Annotated in this window: 17 protein-coding genes and 1 pseudogene; 8 read left to right on the forward strand and 10 right to left on the reverse strand. The window is 42.5% G+C overall.

Annotated features, from left to right (window positions below; all coding sequences use genetic code 11):
* Window positions 1-71 precede the first annotated feature (71 nt).
* The 5 genes from P20480_RS08395 to P20480_RS08375 form a co-directional block, all read right to left on the reverse strand.
* Complete coding sequence (locus P20480_RS08395) at window positions 72-2192, reverse strand: methyl-accepting chemotaxis protein (protein WP_008129982.1); 2121 nt, start codon at window positions 2190-2192, stop codon at window positions 72-74.
* Window positions 2193-2295: 103 nt separating this feature from the next.
* Window positions 2296-3513 carry an organoarsenical effux MFS transporter ArsJ gene (gene arsJ / locus P20480_RS08390; protein WP_008129983.1) on the reverse strand — a complete coding sequence of 406 codons (1218 nt, stop codon included), beginning with the start codon at window positions 3511-3513 and terminating at the stop codon, window positions 2296-2298.
* Window positions 3514-3542: 29 nt separating this feature from the next.
* Entirely contained in the window at window positions 3543-4553 is a 1011-nt protein-coding gene (locus P20480_RS08385) for an ArsJ-associated glyceraldehyde-3-phosphate dehydrogenase (RefSeq protein WP_008129984.1), read from the reverse strand.
* 38 nt (window positions 4554-4591) lie between these two features.
* Window positions 4592-4945 carry a metalloregulator ArsR/SmtB family transcription factor gene (locus tag P20480_RS08380; RefSeq protein ID WP_006794425.1) on the reverse strand — a complete coding sequence of 118 codons (354 nt, stop codon included), beginning with the start codon at window positions 4943-4945 and terminating at the stop codon, window positions 4592-4594.
* 362 nt (window positions 4946-5307) lie between these two features.
* Window positions 5308-6192: a LysR family transcriptional regulator gene (locus P20480_RS08375; protein ID WP_008129987.1), complete on the reverse strand. Its 885-nt coding sequence runs from the start codon at window positions 6190-6192 to the stop codon at window positions 5308-5310.
* 181 nt (window positions 6193-6373) lie between these two features.
* On the opposite strand from P20480_RS08375, the gene P20480_RS08370 reads away from it, so the two are divergent.
* The 3 genes from P20480_RS08370 (at window position 6374) to P20480_RS08360 (ending at window position 9806) form a co-directional block, all read left to right on the forward strand.
* Window positions 6374-6994, forward strand: a complete 621-nt coding sequence (locus tag P20480_RS08370) for a glutathione S-transferase (RefSeq protein WP_008129988.1) — start codon at window positions 6374-6376, stop codon at window positions 6992-6994.
* 119 nt (window positions 6995-7113) lie between these two features.
* On the forward strand, window positions 7114-9249 hold the full coding sequence (locus P20480_RS08365) for an FAD-binding oxidoreductase (RefSeq protein WP_008129989.1): 2136 nt from the start codon (window positions 7114-7116) through the stop codon (window positions 9247-9249).
* A gap of 89 nt (window positions 9250-9338) precedes the next feature.
* Window positions 9339-9806, forward strand: a complete 468-nt coding sequence (locus P20480_RS08360; protein ID WP_008129990.1) for a nuclear transport factor 2 family protein — start codon at window positions 9339-9341, stop codon at window positions 9804-9806.
* 275 nt (window positions 9807-10081) lie between these two features.
* On the opposite strand, the gene P20480_RS08355 is transcribed toward P20480_RS08360, so the two are convergent.
* The gene (locus P20480_RS08355) at window positions 10082-10510 is read right to left on the reverse strand and encodes an organic hydroperoxide resistance protein (RefSeq protein WP_004587024.1); all 429 of its coding nucleotides are present in this window, start codon (window positions 10508-10510) and stop codon (window positions 10082-10084) included.
* A gap of 135 nt (window positions 10511-10645) precedes the next feature.
* On the opposite strand from P20480_RS08355, the gene P20480_RS08350 reads away from it, so the two are divergent.
* On the forward strand, window positions 10646-11104 hold the full coding sequence (locus tag P20480_RS08350) for a MarR family winged helix-turn-helix transcriptional regulator (RefSeq protein ID WP_008129992.1): 459 nt from the start codon (window positions 10646-10648) through the stop codon (window positions 11102-11104).
* Here P20480_RS08350 and P20480_RS08345 read toward each other — a convergent pair.
* Window positions 11093-11992, reverse strand: coding sequence for a LysR family transcriptional regulator (locus tag P20480_RS08345; RefSeq protein ID WP_033025490.1), 900 nt, complete (start codon window positions 11990-11992; stop codon window positions 11093-11095). The two genes, P20480_RS08350 and P20480_RS08345, sit on opposite strands and share 12 nt — an antisense overlap.
* A gap of 113 nt (window positions 11993-12105) precedes the next feature.
* On the opposite strand from P20480_RS08345, the pseudogene P20480_RS18170 reads away from it, so the two are divergent.
* The 3 genes and pseudogenes from P20480_RS18170 to astB all read left to right on the forward strand — a co-directional run bounded on the left by P20480_RS18170 (window position 12106) and on the right by astB (window position 15982).
* A pseudogene (locus tag P20480_RS18170) lies at window positions 12106-13117 on the forward strand (zinc-binding alcohol dehydrogenase family protein).
* Between the two features lie 2 nt (window positions 13118-13119).
* Entirely contained in the window at window positions 13120-14223 is a 1104-nt protein-coding gene (locus P20480_RS08340) for an L-dopachrome tautomerase-related protein (RefSeq protein ID WP_008129999.1), read from the forward strand.
* 412 nt (window positions 14224-14635) lie between these two features.
* Window positions 14636-15982: an N-succinylarginine dihydrolase gene (astB, locus tag P20480_RS08335; protein ID WP_008130004.1), complete on the forward strand. Its 1347-nt coding sequence runs from the start codon at window positions 14636-14638 to the stop codon at window positions 15980-15982.
* Window positions 15983-16059: 77 nt separating this feature from the next.
* Here astB and P20480_RS08330 read toward each other — a convergent pair whose 3' ends face one another.
* Window positions 16060-16914 (reverse strand): mechanosensitive ion channel family protein, encoded by an 855-nt coding sequence (locus tag P20480_RS08330; RefSeq protein WP_008130006.1) that lies wholly within the window; start codon window positions 16912-16914, stop codon window positions 16060-16062.
* Window positions 16915-17278: 364 nt separating this feature from the next.
* Between P20480_RS08330 and P20480_RS08325 the strand changes: the two genes are divergently transcribed.
* Complete coding sequence (locus P20480_RS08325) at window positions 17279-17959, forward strand: SDR family oxidoreductase (RefSeq protein WP_004587015.1); 681 nt, start codon at window positions 17279-17281, stop codon at window positions 17957-17959.
* A 129-nt stretch (window positions 17960-18088) separates the two neighbouring features.
* Here P20480_RS08325 and P20480_RS08320 read toward each other — a convergent pair whose 3' ends face one another.
* Both P20480_RS08320 and P20480_RS19430 read right to left on the reverse strand, forming a co-directional pair.
* Window positions 18089-18469 carry a VOC family protein gene (locus P20480_RS08320; RefSeq protein WP_008130011.1) on the reverse strand — a complete coding sequence of 127 codons (381 nt, stop codon included), beginning with the start codon at window positions 18467-18469 and terminating at the stop codon, window positions 18089-18091.
* A 296-nt stretch (window positions 18470-18765) separates the two neighbouring features.
* Window positions 18766-19227 (reverse strand): hypothetical protein, encoded by a 462-nt coding sequence (locus P20480_RS19430; RefSeq protein ID WP_138739514.1) that lies wholly within the window; start codon window positions 19225-19227, stop codon window positions 18766-18768.
* Window positions 19228-19332 lie beyond the last annotated feature (105 nt).

The following is a 19332-nucleotide window of genomic DNA, read 5'->3' on the forward strand; positions in this document are numbered from 1 at the left end:
ACTCAATGAATGACAAAAAACGGCGGTAATACAATTACCGCCGTTTTTTATTTTTAGGAATGATGTACCCGTTAAGTTTTTAACTTATTGAGTTCGCTATCTTGTTGAGCAACTAGCTTATTAAGGACTTCGCTACTATCGCCTGCCTGCGAAGATAAACCAGACAACTGAGATGCCGCATCAGAAATAAGCGTTAAATTACGATTTATTTCTTCTGTTACTAAGCTTTGCTCTTCAGCCGCTGTTGCAATATGCGTTATTTGATTGGTTATTTCATCCACTTTTACAACCACACTGTGCAACGCGTCAAAGGCGACAGAGGTTTCGTCAACCGCATTTTGTGCTCTTACAACGCCTTTTTCTATTACGGTGGAAGCATTACCAACTTCATGCAGTAGGCTGTCTATTAGGTTGCTAATGTCATCAGTAGATGAACGGGTTTTAGAGGCAAGTGCTCGTACTTCATCAGCAACAACTGCAAAACCTCGGCCGTGTTCGCCAGCCCTTGCTGCCTCAATGGCTGCATTGAGTGCCAGTAAATTAGTTTGCTCTGAGATGGTTCTGATCACATCTAAAATTTGCGTTATGTCTTTACTACGCGTCGCTACTTTTTCAACGGCTTGGTTTGCCTCTTTTATTTCTTCAGACATGGTTTTTACTTGCGTCATAGCCGACGACAAGCTCGACTCACTGCTTACCACTAAGCCGTTTATTTCGTCAGCTTGCTGCGCTGACTGTTCTGAAGCTCTTGCTACCTCAAGCGCTGTTGCGCTCATTTCGTTCATAGCGGTAACAACGCTTTCTATTTCTTTAAACTGCGCCTGCACATTATGTTTTGTGTCGATGGCTATATGCTGAGCAATTTCGCCTTGTTGCTTAGTCTGATCTGATACGGCTTTAAGCTCAGCAATTAGGACGCGTAATTTAGTTAAAAAGCGGTTAAAGCCACCAGCCAGTGCAATTAGTTCGGCATGGCTGTCTACATGTAAGGTGTGTGTTAAGTCGCCTTCTGAACTGGCTAGGTTATCAACGCGTTCTTGTATTTGTTCAAGTGGGGCTATAACACCTGCTACAACAAATTTCATAACTACAAAAGCAACACCCGCAATAATTAAGCCGGTTACTAAAATAATAGTGCCCAATGCTGCTGCGGTACTTTGCATATTTTCACTCAAAGCCTGTGGGCCAGCCAGAGCTAAATTTGCAGGTACTTCAATAATGAGCGACCACTGAGTGTCTGCAAGCTTTATATTTATGGGGTAATTAACCAGGTAAGTGTCATCCGCTTTTAAAAGATTATTTTCACCTCGTACCTTTTCAACTTTACTGGTAATAGTAGATGACATTGCTTCTTTGTAAGGCCGGCCAAGCTTGGTTTTGTAGTGGCTACTGCCTACGATTAAACCAAAATCACTTAATAAGGTAACCTTAGCTTGACCGTTATACAGCTCTTTTGAAAGCTGCTCTGTTAACTCCTGAAAAACCGGCAACGTTAAATCAACGCCAGATATACCAACAAACCGGCCGTCTCTGACAATAGGAACCGTAAGAGACGTCATCATTTCTGAGTTGCCTGGCGTAATTTCGTATAAGTAAGGTTCCATAATACACGGCTTTACGTTGTCTTTAGCACACAAATACCATTCAGACTCTCGCAGGCCAAATTCATTAAGCTTAGTGAAATATTTTTCGGCAGGGTCGTCTACAACTTGCTGCTCGACCACGCCTTCTTTACTGCGAGTAAAATAAATTTCGAGTGTACCAGCACCGTCAACAGAGTGACTGTAACCGTTTGTAAATTGAGTATCTTTTGAATCATACCCATTTACTTCAAACTGGGAATAGATAGAAGAAAGCGACTCATTATTATTTAATATGGATTTATTAAGATTAACAACGGATTCGCGGCTAAGTGCGTCATTACCCGCCGTGCCACTTAATATGGCAGCTAGTGAAAAAGGGACACGGTATGCTTCGTTAATAAACCCTGCAATTCTTTCACCGTATACAGCCGCGTTTGCACTTAGTTTTTCTTCAACTTCTGCCACTATATATTTTTCTGACTGGCTTGATAGCTCATCGTTACTCGACGACAGCTCCCACCACAGAATGCTCGATAGCAGTAACACGGTTATAAATATGCTACCTACTGTAAGCCATAATAGTTTTTTTGCTAACGATATTTCTCGCATTGACCTGCCCTTTGTTTAAACTACAAGTACAGTTTAGACGATTTTACTAATCAAGCTATCGATAACCGCGAACAAAATTTAATTTAATACAATACGTTGAGTTTTAACGCTTAGCCAAAATAGCTGTGATTATTGAGGCACCTATGAGTAAAGCAACGCTCACCCATAAACATGCTACAAAACCATAAACCTGAAACACCCACCCCGAAAGCACCGTACCCAGTAAACGCCCCATTGCATTGGCCATATAATAAAAGCCAACATCAAGCGATACACCATCGCTTTTAGCAAAGCTGACAATTAAGTAACTATGCACAGATGAGTTAACGGCAAATACACCGCCAAATATAAGTAAACCTATAATCAAGGTGGCGTGCACAGCCACATCAAATTGCATAAGTAGTGCTAATAGTGCTGTTACACCACTTAGCAGCAATACCCATAAATACGCATGTTTAACAGTATCAACGTTTGAATTGCTGGTGCCTGTAATACGCGGCGCTTGCGATTGCACACCACCGTAGCCAATTACCCAAAGTGCCATAAAGCCACTTACCCACCAAAAGTTCCAGTTAAATTGCTGGGCTAAATAAATAGGTAAAGCCACTACAAACCATACATCACGCGCGGCAAACAAGCATAGTCGTGCTGCACTTAATAAATTTATTGCACGGGATTTAGAAAAAAGCTCTTTAAACTTGGGCTTATTTTTAGCTTTACCCATGTCGCCTTTTAAAAATACAACGCTAATAATCCACGCAATAGTGAGTAATAAAATTAGGGCTTTTAAAGCACCTACAAAACCCAGTACCGTAAGGAGTAAACCACCTAAAAAGAAGCCCACCCCTTTTAACGCATTTTTAGAGCCCGTTAAAATAGCCACCCACTTGTAAAGCTGCCCTTGGCCGCTTTCTCCCTCGGGCACTAAGTGTTTAATGGCGCTTTTGGCGCTCATTTTATTTAAATCTTTTGCTATGCCGCTAAGCGCTTGCGCCGTCATAACATAAGCCACTGTAAGCCATTCACTTGGCGCGCATAACATGGCAAGCGCCATTATTTGCAGCGCCAAGCCAAAGTTCATGGTTTTATTAAGGCCTAAATGAGCCCCTAGCCAACCGCCCACTAAATTGGTGATCACACCAAAAATTTCGTAAAACAAAAACAGCATGGCAATGGCCAGTGCACCATACCCTAACTGATGAAAATGCAGCACCACCAGCATGCGTAGTGCGCCATCGGTTAAGGTAAATGCCCAGTAATTACCGGTAATTATTAAATACTGTTTTATTGCTGTAGGTAAATTAGCAAGTTGCTCAAACATGGTTAAAGCCCTTTAAACCTTATAAATGGTTAAACCACGTCACTTTTAGCAACTTTAAGCATAAGCTCGGCGGTACGATTAGCGTAGCCCCATTCGTTATCGTACCAAGCGTATAATTTAAGCTGGGTGTTATTAATAACCATGGTAGAAAGCGCATCAATAATGCTACTGCGTGGATCGGTTTTGTAATCAATCGATACCAGCGGTTTTTCTTCGTAACCTAATACACCTGCAAGCTCGTTTTTAGACGCCTGAGCAAACCATTCATTCACCTCTGTTGCAGTAACTCCACGCTCAAGCTCAAATACACAGTCGGTAATAGATGCGTTAGTTAAAGGTACGCGCACGGCATGGCCATTTAACTTACCTTTTAGCTCAGGGAATATATGCGTAATGGCTGTTGCACTACCGGTTGTGGTGGGTATTAAACTTGACCCGCACGAACGAGCTCGGCGTAAGTCTTTATGTGGCGCATCAATAATAGTTTGAGTATTGGTAATATCGTGAATAGTGGTCATTGAGCCGTGCTTAATGCCTACTTTTTCTTGTAGTACTTTTACAATAGGCGCTAAACAGTTAGTCGTACACGAAGCCGCAGTCACAATTTTATGCTCATTTGGGTTATATAAATCATCGTTAACACCCATAACCACATTTAAAATGCCGTCTTCTTTTACCGGAGCGGTTACCACAACGCGCTTAACACCTTGTGCTAAATATTGATTTAACAGCTCAGTGGTTTTCATTTTACCGCTGGCTTCTATCACTACATCGCAATCAGACCAATCGGTATCGCTAATGGTTTTGTTATTGGTAACTGCAATAGTGTGTTTACCCACACTAAAGCTATTCTCGTTTGCTGTAACGCTGTGCGCTAAACGCCCGTGCACTGAGTCAAACTCTAATAAATGGGCATGTGTTTTAGCATCGCCCGCTACATCGTTTACTTTAATAAATTCTACTTCTGGCCACTCTAGTGCTGCGCGCAGTGTTAAACGTCCCATACGGCCAAAGCCGTTAATACCTACTTTAATTGTCATAATAAATACCTTTAGTAAAGTTATATCAATTTGCTTAATTAACAGCAGCTTGCTGCACGCTCAGGGCGATTACCCATTGCATTGAGTCGATTTAAATCGTCGTTATAAAACGCAGAATTTTCGTTTTTGGTTTGTGCTATTACGCTAAGAGCCCACTCCGGCAAGGCTTTATTAATGCTGTAATACACCCATTGATTTTGCTTACGGTCGCTCAATAAGCCACATTGCCTAAGCTGCGCTAAATGGCGCGACACTTTAGGTTGGCTAAGTTCCAGCGCAGCAACAAGCTCACACACACACAGCTCTTGCTCATGGCTAATTAATAACATGGCTTTTAAGCGTGTATCGTCGGCTAAGCATTTGTAAAATTGTAGTGGGTTGAGTTGTTCCATAGCATCCTCGTTTAGTTAGTGTGCATACAATAAAACAAAATGAGAATATATGAAATAGTGAATATACTATTTTTCGTATGTTTATTTAAAAGCCCACTTCAATTAATGTGATTTCTAGTAAATTGCAGCGCACAAAAAAGCCCCGTGGCAAACCACTGGGCTTTTGTAGCGTTTTAGTATGGGCATACTTGGTGTGCTTTCTCGCTGCTGCCATTTAAAGCCTTATGCTAACAAAGTATTTACGCAGGTCTGTGCAATAAAAAGATGCCCTACGCTTTGCTCTACTTCACAAGCAAAGTCTAAATCAATAAGCAGATACGTTATACATTGTGCCTGCACAGTAGCTATTGAGGTAATTACCACTAAGTTGCAAAAGAAAGCGCAAGATGATCAAGTAATGCTCGTATTCTTGCCGGTAAGTGGCGGTTTGAAGCATACACTGCATTTAGCTCCAATATGCTTGCTTCGTAAGGTTCGAACAGTAACTGCAATGAGCCGTCTTTTACGTAAGGCTCTGTCACGTATTGTGGGCCCATGCCTATTCCTAGCCCTTGGGAAGCCATCTGGGTTACTGCTCTGGGGGAGTTAGAAGCAAAATCGCCGCTAACATTAACGGTGAACGTATTGCCATCTTCCTTGAACTTCCAGTTTTCAGGGTCGTTTTGAGAAGTTTGCAATAAACAATTGTGTGTCGCCAGCGCACGGGGATGCCTTGGTTTGCCATTGCGCTTTAAATACTCAGGAGAGGCAAAAAAAACAATACGCATATCCATCAATTTTTTTGCGATCAGCGTTGAATCTTTCAACGGTCCGAACCTCACAGCAACATCCACACCTTCATCGATAATAGCCACATACTGATCAGACAGGTTCAACTCAACATTAATTTTCGGATGCTTGGCTAAAAATGGGGCCAGTGCATCAACTAATTTAGTACTGCCAAATGCGGTAGGTGCGGTTAAGCGAACCGTGCCAGACAGATCAGACTGCCGATGCTGAATGACATCTTCTAGCTCTTCAAATTGTTCGAGCAAAGGAACGCATCGCACAAAATACGCCTGCCCAGTTTCGGTCAACGTAACACTGCGCGTAGTACGGTGAAATAATAAAGCACCGTGTTTTTGCTCCAGCTGAGCAATGTATTTACTCGCCAGTTTAGTGCTTATGCCTAGTTGCTTGGCACCACCAGTGAAAGATTTTTGCTTAGCCACCGCAATAAACGTGCGCATGCCGTCAAGTGTATCCATAAGAACTCCCTATATTGCTCCGTGTAATGCTTCGCCCTATTCATGAACATTCTGTACATAGTGATTCTATAAATCAACATATTGTTCATAAGAAACGCAACGCCTAATATTTACCCATGCCACAACAGGTCAGTGGCTAACAGTAAAAGTCATCAGTTAACGATTAAATAAGGTAAATATCATGTCAAACGCCATTAAAATTCACGGTTTTCCATTACCCGGCCATGCCCACCGAGTAGAGTTATTTGCAAGTGTTGCAGGCATAGCCCATGAAGTTATTTATGTAGACTTACCCGCGGGGGAGCATAAACAAGCCCCCTTTTTGGCTCTCAATCCATTGGGCGTAGTACCAGTAATTGAGGATTCTGACGTGGTAATCCACGATTCAATATCAATCTTGATTTACTTGGCACGCAAATACGCCCCTTCATATATTCCGCAAGATCTTGCCAACGAAGCTGAGATGCATCGTTTCCTTGCCATGTCTGCAGGAGAGATATCCTACGGCCCTGGTGCAGCGAGGTTAATTAATGTTTTCAACTCGCCGGTTGACCCTGTTTTCGCTAAAGAAACAGCAGCAAAAGCCCTAACAAAACTGGAACAGCAACTCAATGGCAATGACTTCTTGGTGGCTAATAAAGTGAGCTTGGCTGATTTTGCGATATACAGCTATGTCGCCCACGCTCCCGAGGGGGATGTATCTCTTGACCCATATCCAAATATACGTCGCTGGTTATCTAACGTAGAAGGATTAAGCGGTTTCGCTCCTATGCAGGCTACAAAAGCGGGGCTGGTAAAGTAAGTGTTTGTTGTAGCGGCTCTGCCTTTCAATGAATAGGTTTGAGCCCGACATTCTTTTGCATCACCAGTTTAATATTTTTGGCAAATGCTTTTCCGGCGCACTGCGCTAATGGAGTCATTATGAACACACACATTACTTCAAGTGCTTTTCACGAAGGTGAACAGCAAATGCAAAGACGTGCCGGAAGTTACGAAAAAATGCGTACTATTGGCCGCCGCGCGATCCGCGAATTTATGCCAGATCAACATAGGCTGTTTTTCCAACAACTGCCGTTTATGGTGCTGGGTAGTACATCAGATAAGGGGCAACTTTGGGCGTCAATTTTGCCTGGAAAGCCGGGCTTCGTGCAGTCCCCTTCCCCGACTCAGCTCACAGTAAACACCCCAATTTTATCAGGTGATCCATTAGCCGCAGCAATCACACAAGGTGCTCGATTGGGTTTATTGGGGTTAGAAATGTCGACCCGGCGTAGAAACCGCGTCAACGCTTGTGTTACTAGCGCTGCGAGTCACCAATTTGCTTTAGAGGTTGAGCAATCTTTTGGCAATTGTCCGCAGTATATTCAAACTCGGGACCTTCACTTTATCCGTTCGCCAGATGCGCCATACAAAGCCCCGCGCGCTGAAACGTTTTTTAAACTAAGTGATAGCCTAAAGGCCTTCATCGGCCAAGCGGATACGTTTTTTGTTGCCAGTTCTGCGGGTCACGAACCTGCAAACGAAGTCAACCGCCAAGTATCTGCCCATAATGCTATGGGGGTTGATGTGTCACACCGTGGTGGCATGCCAGGTTTTATAAAGGTTGACGAAAACACCCTCACCATTCCTGATTATGCAGGGAATAACTTCTTCAATACGCTGGGTAATTTCGTGTTAAACCCCAAAGCGGGTTTACTGTTTGTTGATTTTACCAGCGGCGATGTTTTTATGTTAACCGGCACGGTTACCTTGCTGGAGAGTGACTCACCGATAATTAAAGGGTTTCAAGGAGCGCAGCGCGGCTGGCAATTTACCCTAACCCAAGGGGTGACATTAAAAGCGGCACTGCCATTTCGCGCTCAGTTCGATAGCTACTCCCCCAATTCTCAAGCAACGGGCACCTGGTCACAGGCAGAAGCAATCGTTAAAGCACAAGCACAGCGCAACCAGTGGCGCGCATTTACCGTCAGTAAAATCGAAGACGAGAGCAGTACAATCCGGTCATTTTATTTACAGCCAAAAGATGATTCTCCCGTACTGCCATTTTGCCCAGGGCAACACTTAACCCTGCGTATTAAGCAGCAAAATACTGAAAACTGGCTTGTGCGCAATTACACTGTATCCAGTGCCCCATCGCAAAGTGGTTACCGTATTTCAGTAAAACGTGAAGAGTATGGTCTGGTATCAAGTACCTTGCATTCTCGAATATCGATTGGCAGTGAAATACAGATTAAAGCACCAAGCGGCCATTTTTTTATCGATAACACACAACAGCGCCCAGCCATTTTAATAGGGGCGGGTGTGGGCATTACACCAATGGTGGCTATGGCAAATGATGCCCTTAATGAAGGTATTCGCACTCGCTATATCCGCCCGATGGCAGTTATTCAAGCGGCCAAAAACAGTGAGCAACGCGCTTTTTATGCAGAGCTGAGCAACATTGCAAAGCGTAGCGCTAGGCGTATTCAGTATTATTCTGTCTTAAGTCAGGCGCACAACAATCAAACAGATAACGCTATTGCGTCAAACGATTACACATCCCAAGGGCGAATTAGCCAAAGCTTGTTAATGGACGTACTCAATGCAATGGCCACAGAGCATAGCGTCGATTTCCCGTCGCTGTTCGACAAAGACTTTTATCTGTGTGGCCCCCAAGGTTTTATGCAAAGTATGTATGATTTACTGATTGGCATTGGGGTAAAAGATCAAGATATTCACGCCGAAGCGTTTGGGCCGTCGTCTTTAGCACGCCAATCAACAGATACCAGCAACCACGCTGAGCTAGAGGCTGAATCTGCTGTGATAAAGTTTGCCCACTCAGGTATTGAACAAAGCTGGTACAAGGGTGACAAGCCCCTGCTCGACGTAGCCGAAAGCAAAGGGCTTACGCCACCATACAGTTGCCGCAGCGGCCAATGTGGCTCATGTGCGGTTAAACTAAAAAGTGGTGCTGTAACGTATCGCACCAAGCCAAGTGCGCATATTGACCCATCAGACGTATTGTTATGCTGCGCTGTGCCAGCGAAAGATTGCGACACTGTTATATTAGATTTGTAGCTCAATTAATCAGGTTAATATTCAAAGTCACTTATTGATGAAACCTATACAAGTTATTCAACGTTACTTTACCCAAAGAGGATTTAAACATGAGTACACGCCCACCACTGCCCCCTTTTACCCGCGAAAGCGCCATCGAAAAAGTGCGTCTAGCAGAAGATGGTTGGAACAGCCGTAACGCTGAAAAGGTATCACTTGCTTATACAGTGGATACCAAATGGCGTAATCGCAGCTCTTTCGTGAACAGCCGTGAGGAAGCCGCTGCATTTTTAACGGGAAAATGGGAAAAAGAATTGGAATATAGGCTGATAAAAGAGTTATGGGCTTTCACTGAAAATCGTATTGCCGTGCGTTACGCGTATGAGTGGCACGACGACAGCGGCAACTGGTTTCGCTCCTACGGCAACGAAAACTGGGAATTCGATGAAAATGGTTTAATGCAAAACCGCTTCGCTTGCATCAACGACTTACCCATCAAAGAATCAGAGCGCAAATTTCATTGGCCCCAAGGACGCCGCCCCGACGATCACCCAGGGTTATCGGAGTTAGGGCTGTAAGCACACCCAATACAGGCGATACAGACGATAAAGCCAGCCCTCTATCGGCGTTCATGCAGAACGCCTTAACTCTTTTCATCCTCCCAACATTTTTCAGCATTAAAGAGCTGCTTACTTAATCACTGCAAGACAAATACAGCTGTGTCAATTGATGGTACATGGGTTAATTTAATCATGCTGTTTTCATGTATTTATAAAGCTATTTAATAAACTTTGCTTACAAAAAAGCCCAGTGGCAAACCACTGGGCTATTACAATGTTAGGTAATTGGTTAATTAAATAACCGAAAGCTCTACTTCAATATTACCGCGTGTAGCGTTTGAGTATGGGCATACTTGGTGTGCTTTATTTACCAGCTCTTGCGCTGCTGTTTTATCCATATCACCTAGTGATACAGCTAATTTAACTGCAATGCCAAACCCGCCTTCAATCGCGCCAATAGAGACTTCAGAATTAATATGTGTATCACTTGGTAGAGCAATTTTTTCGCTACCTGCTACAAATTTTAGTGCACCAATAAAGCACGCTGCATAACCAGCTGCAAATAATTGCTCTGGGTTTGTGCCTTGTCCATCGTCGCCACCTAGCCCTTTTGGGGTTGATAAGTTTACATTTAAACGGCCATCGTCTGATTTAGCTACACCTTCACGGCCACCGGTTGCAGTTGCTTTTGCTGTGTAGGCAACGTTTTGTAATACATTCATAGTGAACTCCAAAGTTTATCAATTAATTTAGTTTGCATACAAAATAATAGGCCAAGTAATTAGAGATTGCAAATACTTTGCATGCAAATTAAAATGTTTTTTGAGTTGAAGGTATTAACGCACTAGGAGTTGGGTATGTCATTTGAGCAACTAAAATTAAAAAATCAGCTTTGTCATAGGTTATATATGGCATCAAATAGCATTGCACGTGCTTACCGTGAGCCTTTAGCTGCACTTAATTTAACGTATCCGCAGTATGTAGTAATGATGGCGCTGTGGGAGCAAGATGAAGTAACCATAGCGCAGCTAATAGATAAAACCGCTATTGATGGCGGCGCTATGACCCAAATACTCAAAAAAATGACCGAAAAGTCTCTGCTGGCTGTTATTAAAGATGAGCACGATAAGCGTAAGCGCCTAATTCAGCTTACCCAAAGTGGGCAAGCCCTTAAAAACGAAGCCGCTGATATTCCAAAAAATATATTATGTAAGTTTGAAAGTGTAGACCCCACACAAGCCAAACAGCTAATGCAGCTGCTTGATTTAGTGGTAAACGATTTAAATACTAAAAGTGACGATGAGTTAGCCAACTAACGCGGTTATTTTTTGTTGAATAAACGCCCTAAATGCGCTGATCACCGGGGTCATTTGGCGTCGGTCGGCGTACATCATATAAAGCGGTAGCGGATCGCTTTGCCACTCGGGGCATAAATGAACGAGTTGCCCGCTTGCTAAATCATCAATTACATCTAAGTACGACTTATACGCAATGCCTTTGCCCTCTAACGCCCAGCGCCTAACCATTTCTCCATCGTTAACTATGTGTTGGCAATTTAGCTGCACTTTTTGCACTGCGCCATTTTTATAAAATCGCCACTCTTTAAACACCTCGCCAAAGCGCATAAAGGTAATGATGGTGTGCTGCGTTAAATTAAGTGGATGTGTAAGCAATCCATTTTTAGCAATATACTCAGCAGAGGCCACTAAAATACGCGCATTATTTAAAAAAAGTGGCGCTGCAATTAACTGCGAATCTTTTGGTACACCAAAGCGCAGTGCAATATCAATTGATTGGCTGTAAATGTCGCTTACTTCGTCACTTAAGTGCAGTTTAAGTTTTACATGCGGGTATTGCGCTAAAAACTCATTAAGCCATTCACTTAGTTTATTACGCCCTAAATCGCACGGGGCCGATACCTGTAGTGTCCCTGTTACTTCGCCCACAGCGGTTTGTACTGCAGCTACCCCTTGTTGAATAAGCGAAAGTGAATCTTTGGCGTAACTTAAAAACTGCTCCCCTGCCACACTTAATCGTAAGCTGCGGGTAGAGCGAATAAACAATACGTTTCCTAAATCTTTTTCTAGGCGCTTAATAGCTGCACTTACCGCCGCTGGGGTTTGCGCGTTTTGCCGTGCGGCTTCAGAAATACTGGCGCAACTGGCTACATCTATAAAAGTTTGAATATCGTTAAATGATCGCATATTTTCAATTAAAATTTGAAAGTGCTTTAGTTTTTCATGTCTTTTTCTATTTTTCAACTGAGCTATAGTGCTTACACGTTAAAAACACTTGGTTAAAATCATCAGGAACGCACATGAAAGCATTTGGCTACACCAAAAACACTAAAACGCTTACACCCAACTCTATACAAGCAATTGAACTTGATACCCCAACCGCCACCGGGCACGACCTACTTATTGAAGTAAATGCTATTTCGGTAAACCCTGTTGATACAAAAATACGTGCAAATGTAGCGCCAGAGCAAGGCTACAAAGTATTAGGTTGGGACGGCGTAGGCGTTGTAAAAGCCGTTGGCGAGTCGGTTTCGTTATTTAATGTGGGGGATCGTGTATTTTACGCCGGCGATTTATCGCGCCAAGGCAGTAATGCGCAATTTCAATTAGTTGACGAGCGTATTGTAGGGCGTGCGCCTAAAACATTAACCGACGCACAAGCCGCAGCGCTGCCGCTAACCAGCATTACCGCCTACGAAATGCTATTTGATCGCCTGCAAGTGACCAAAAAATAAGCAAAATACTCAGCAATCTATTTTAGTTATTGGCGCCGCAGGTGGCGTTGGCTCTATTTTAGTACAGCTTGCCAAGCAACTTACTGGGCTAAACGTGGTAGGTACTGCATCGCGCGAGCAAAGCGTAACTTGGCTTAAAGAGTTAGGAGCCGATCACGTGCTCGATCATTCTAAAAACTTAAACGAGCAGCGCAAAGAGCTAGGTTTAGCTGAGTTTGATTACGTTATTGGCTTAACCCATACCGACCAATACCAAGACCAAATAGTGGAGTGTATTAAACCCCAAGGTAAATTTGCGCTAATAGATGACCCTACATCGTTCGATATTTTAAAGTTTAAGCGTAAATGTATTTCAGTGCACTGGGAGTTTATGTTTACCCGCTCGCTATTTACTACCGCCGATATAACGGCGCAGCACACCTTACTTAATGAAATTAGTGAGCTGATAGACGCAGGTACACTTAAAACCACGCTTGGGCAAAATTTAGGATTAATAAACGCCGCTAATTTATATAAAGCACATCAAATTTTAGAGTCGCACACCTCACGCGGTAAACTTGTTTTAGAAGGCTTTTAAACATGATCGAGATTAAAAAAATACTTTTAGTTGCAGCCTGCAGCACCGCGTTTTTAACCAGCAGTGTGTTTGCTAATACCGCTAATCAAAATGCTGATTTAAAAACAGTAGCCACATTCGACGCGCAGCACCCACCGGGTAATATTGCTATTACGCCCTCGGGCCGTAAGTTTTTATCGGTACATGGTTTTTACGGCCAAAAACAAAAAATTATGGAGCTATTAAGCGATGGCACCACCAAACCCTACCCTAATGAAGAATGGGCATACGCGTATAAAAACGGCAAAGGCTTTTACGATGTACTTGGCATAAATGTATCAGCCGATGGCGTATTATGGATGCTTGATACATCAGGCCCTGATCATGCTGGGCGTTTAGTCGGCTGGGATACCAACAAAGAGCAGCTGCATAAAATAATTTATTTAGCTAAACCCACCATTACCGACACCTCGTTTTTAAACGATTTAGTTATCGATAATAAACACGGCGTTGTATACATTGCCGACACCGCACAAGGCAACCAAGCCGCTATTATTACCGTAAATTTAAAAACAGGTGAGGCGCGCAGAGTCTTACAAAATAGCCCATACACCACAGCCGAAAACATCGATATGGTCATTGAAGGGCGCACCATGAAACTAGGCGGCCAACCAGCACGTTTAGGGGTAAACCCAATCACACTCGACCCAAGCGAACAGTGGCTTTACTTTGGCTCTATGTCTGGCACATCGGTTTATCGTATTGCCACAAGCGATATTAACAATAAAAGCCTGAGCGCAAGCGCCCTTGAAAGTAAAGTAACGCGTTACGGCACTAAACCCATTTCAGATGGCATTATTGTTGATGGCGGCGGCAATGTGTATGTCGCCGACATAACTAACGGCGCGATTGGCGTAGTAAAACCAAGCGGTAAATACCACGTATTATTTAAAGACGAGCGATTAAGCTGGCCTGATGGCTTTAGTTATGGCGCCGATCATAAAATATATTTTACCGTAGATGAGCTACATCGCTCGCCAGTATTAAATAACGGTAGAAATGCCAGCCAAGGAAAATTTAGTGTGCTGTCGTTCGACCCACTAGTAAAGGGTAAAGTAGGGCGCTAAATACAGCGTATAAACCATACGCCACGCACCTGTTGCGTGGCTTTTTGGTGCAACTTTTAACCCTTTTAGCCCCAAAGTGGTGCTAAGCGCTCAAAAGTTATTTTTAGTGTTTTAATAAATATCTGATTTGTATTCATAAAATATTCAATTAACAGTTGGCATAATTCTTTCAAAGTACAGATGTGTTCAGTGAAACTTTCAAGGAAAATACCATGGCTAACCTATACCACACCCTTTACCTACTATGGCGTTTAGACATTAGCGTATGGCAGGTAAACGATCCGAGCAATACCCATACTACGTGCGACAAAGAGCGAGTTTACAGCCGATAAATTTCGTATTTATAGGCTTTGCAAGCGCGGCCATTGCGTTGTATTGTTAAGTTACTAAAAACAATATGATTGGAACGTGTATGCACGCCTTAGAAGTAAATTTTGATGGCTTAGTTGGCCCTACTCACAACTATGCGGGTTTATCGTATGGTAACGTTGCCTCGTTAAATAATGCGGCAAGTTTTTCAAACCCTCAAGAAGCTGTGTTACAGGGCCTTGAAAAAATGAAAGCCATGCACGACAAAGGCCTAACACAAGGTGTGTTTGCGCCCCATGCACGCCCCGATTTAAACGTACTACGTCGCCTAGGTTTTACCGGCAACGACTCGCAAGTTATTCATAAAGCATTTAAAGCCGACCCTATTTTATTGCGCGCGTGTTATTCGGCCTCTGCAATGTGGACCGCCAATGCCGCTACTGTTTCTCCATCGCCAGACACCCTCGATGGCAAAGTGCATTTTACGTCAGCTAATTTAAACAATAAGTTTCATCGCTCCCTAGAGCCTGCTACAACTACCCGCTTACTAAAAGCCATGTTTAATAACGATAGCTACTTTGCACACCACACGCATTTACCCGATCAGGGCTTTTTTGGCGACGAAGGCGCGGCTAACCATACCCGACTTTGCGACAGCCACGGCGAGCAAGGCCTAGAAATGTTTGTATTTGGTGCAAGTGCCTTTAACAGCCAATTACCAAAACCGGCTAAGTTTCCTGCAAGGCAAACACTAGAAGCTTCAGAAGCCATTTGCCGATTACATAACTTAAAAGAATCGAGCCAAATTTTACTGCAGCAAAACCCAGATGTTATAGACCAAGGCGTGTTTCATAACGATGTAATTGCAGTAGGTAACGCAAACGTATTGCTTTGCCACCAGCAAGCATTTTTAAACCAACAAGATGCCCTGCAAGAAATTCGCGATGCCTACACCGGCAGCAAACAGCTATACATAATTGAAGTACCTACCGATAAAGTAAGCATTAGCGATGCAGTAAGCAGTTACTTATTTAATAGCCAATTAGTAAGCCTAGATGATGGCTCAATGCTATTAGTAGCACCACAAGAGTGCCAACGTAATAGCGCAGTAAGCGCCTACATTGAAGAAATGATTTTAGCCGATAACCCAGTCAACCAAGTGCAGTTTTTTGACCTGCGCCAAAGTATGCAAAATGGCGGCGGCCCTGCCTGCCTGCGTTTACGTGTAGCTCTTAACGAGCAAGAACTTACTGCGGTAAACCCAGAGGTTATTTTAACCGATACTAAATACACTCAGCTTTGTGACTGGGCAAAGCGTAACTACCGCGATAAGCTAGGCGCAAGCGACTTTGCCGATTCAGCCCTACTTACCGAAAGCTACCAAGCACTGGATGAACTAACCCAACTGCTTAACTTAGGCTCAGTGTACGACTTTCAATTAGAAGGTTAATACTCGTCAGCAAAAAGCTAATACAAAAATAGCGAGCTAAGGCTCGCTATTTTTATTTGTGTTTGTGCTAATAGAGTTTAAGTTTCTTTACTTACTGTTATTGCCGATGCCATCGACTCAGATATATGCAACGTTCGCTGCGGAAACGGAATGCTCAGCCCCGCGTCTTCTATGGCTTCTTTAACGCGTTTATTTAAATCCCACACTGTTTGCCAGTAATCGCCATTTACAGCCCATGCACGTAATTGAATATTTACTGCGCTTTCGCCTATTGAAGTAACCATTACTTTAGGTGCAGGCTCTGCAAGTAGTCGGCTCTCTGATTCGGCGAGTTCTTTAAGTACATTTAAGCCCACATCAATAGAGTCGGCGTACGAAATACCCACCACTATATCCATGCGCCTTTTACCGTTACGGGTAAAGTTTTTAATGTTGCCGCCCCATACTTTACCGTTAGGCGATGCGATATAAAGGCCGTCGGTGGTTTTAAAAATGGTCGTAAATAAGTTTATTTCGTTCACTGTGCCAAGCGTGCCGCTCGCATCTACAAAATCACCTATTTTAAATGGCCTCAGTATTAATAACATAATGCCAGCGGCAATATTACTTAAGGTGTTTTTAAGCGCTAAACCAATCGCTAAACCCGCCGCGCCCATTAGCGCTATTAAACTTGCCGTATTAACGCCAAAAATATCTAAAATAAACAGCCCAGCAATTATATAAACTAAATACCCAGCAATGCTCGATAACAGAGGTAGTAGCGTTTCGTCTACTTTTTTTAATGGCGACTTAGAATTTTTAATCGCTTTTTTTACTGAACGCGCAATAAGTGCACTCGCAACTAAAATAGCCAACGCCAATACCACTTTGTAACCTAAAGTGATGATTGTTTCTGAATGGCTTTGCCAAAACACAATAAGTTTATCTTTCATACATATTCCAAAAAATGGCTGACACCCAGCACAATTTAAATAAGCCAAATACGTTTTAGCTAATAATTTAACGTTAACGACCAAATACCTATAGGCCCTACAGGATTATTTTCACTCTATTTTGCGGTGATTAAATCTAACACTAGAACAAAAAACAACCGCGCTAACGAAAAGCCGCGCGAGTATATAGCCATAAATAAAATTAACCTATTTTTTATACACACAGCTAAATTAAAGTAATAAATGAGTCGCTATATGTTCAATTTAGGTTAACTTCAGCCTGCTATGGTAAGTCTTATTCGATTCACTATTTAACTAATCGAATTTCTATAATTTTGAATATGTAAACATAGGAGAAATAATCATGGCGAAAGAAAAAGTAGTTCTAATTACAGGTGCTTCTAGTGGCATAGGTGAAGCGAGTGCAAAAACATTGGTTAATAACGGCCATAAAGTCATTCTTACCGCCAGAAGTGAAGATAAATTAGCTGAACTAGTTGAGTCATTAGGTGAAGATAACGCACTGAGTGTACCCGCAGATGCCACCGACTTTACCGAACTTGAAAACGTAGTAACAAAAGGGCTTAAAAAATTTGGCCGACTAGATGCCGCATTTGCCAACGCAGGTATGGGCGTTTCAACCGCAGGCACTGAAAAAGGCGATCCCGATGAATGGTCAACCATGATAGACATAAACATTAAAGCCCTGCTGTGGACGGCAAAAGCAACCCTGCCCCATTTACGCCAAAACAAAGGCCACTTTATATTAACCAGCTCAGCCGCTGGCCGTAAGCCAATAAAAGGCTCTATTTACGGTGCAACTAAATGGTTTGCTTACGGGTTTGGGCAAAACTTAGCTGAGGAAATGAGCGAATGGAACGGCCGCTGTACCACCATAGCCCCTGGCATGGTAAACACCCCATTTTTTGATGAAGCAAAGCCCGATAAGCTCGACCCGCAAGATGTAGCCGACGCCGTACTGTTTGCCATTGAAGCAAACCAGCGCAACAATGTTCGCGAGATATATTTAATGCCGACTAATTAACGCTGATTGGTTAAATTTGAGCTGTCAGGTTTAATGCCAATGGCGTTAAGCCTGATAGTTGTTTGTATTTTGAGGTTAGATTTTAATAGCGTAAAGTTGAACATTGCATAATTAAAGATCTGATTTGTATTAGCTGCGTACTTCTACACGCCAAGGTGGATTAACCCTATTAACACCCGCCCAATATAGCTTAATTTTATGACCTGACGGATCATGCAGTACGGCCTCTCGCCATAAATAACTCTGGTCTGTAGGTTCTTGTATAAATACAAAACCTTTAACTTTTAAAGCCTCAACCAGTTGATCTAATTGTTCATGTTCAAAATATATTACCGTGCCACAATCAAACTCACCTCGATCTAAAGACAAGGAGAAAGTTGAATCCCCGTCTGGGCATTCAAAGCGAGCATAATGCGGGGTGTCTACAATTTGAGTAAAACCTAAGTCGCGATAAAATTTAGTCGAAATTTCCATATCTGTAACAGGTAATGTAATTTGATTTAAGTTCATTTAACTTCCCTGTGAAAAAATTAAAGTAGGTGAGCACTTAATTAATTTACGATTGTTATGTAATACTTTACTTATTTCTTCACTAATTAAAGCCTGATACGTAGCTCATCAAAGTGCGAAAATAAAAGTATCTGTCTAGTTTATTATGTTTTTGTACTGTTTCACATTCGAAACCTTCGTCGCTATTTTTGAAACTCATACTTTACGAAACACATAACGCCGCAAATAAACGGCTAAAAATAGTGGGCTATAATTTGTGAGGTACGAACAAAGCCCACTGTTTTTTGTCCGCACTTTTAATTTACTTTGTTATACTGCGATTTACACAATACATTTTGATTAGCGCCACTACCATACAACTTTAACCTTTCTGTACCACCTGTTTTTTCAAAAAACTCTTGTAATGTAATTTCCTTTTGCTCGTAGCTCATTAGCTGCCAGAAACCGTAAAAACCTTGGAACCAAAAATAATAGAACACAGCTCCGACGGCTAATAGTAAATATGCCGATTTACCTACTTTTTGTTTGTACTTTATACCGCAATAAAATAACCAAATGCAGCTAAATATTGCCACAATAAAAAATGCAGAGAATGGTGTTATTACAGTATCAGAGTTACTCCAAATAGAGCTTAAGCAAGTGGAATCCCTGACTGAAACTATAGAGAAAATTAAAGTAATTTTAAAAAAGAAATACAACAGAACGGTAATGAACACCGCATATAAGATGCCGCTTTCCTTCCTTTCTTTTAAATTCAATACTTGACCTTACAAAGCAATATAACGCCCTAATAATGGGCAAAAAATTGTTGGCTAAAATGTTGAGGAACGAAAACAGCCAACTGTTTTTTGTCCTTATTAATT

The sequence above is a fragment of the Pseudoalteromonas sp. BSi20480 genome, from assembly GCF_000241365.1.
GTDB lineage: Bacteria > Pseudomonadota > Gammaproteobacteria > Enterobacterales > Alteromonadaceae > Pseudoalteromonas > Pseudoalteromonas marina.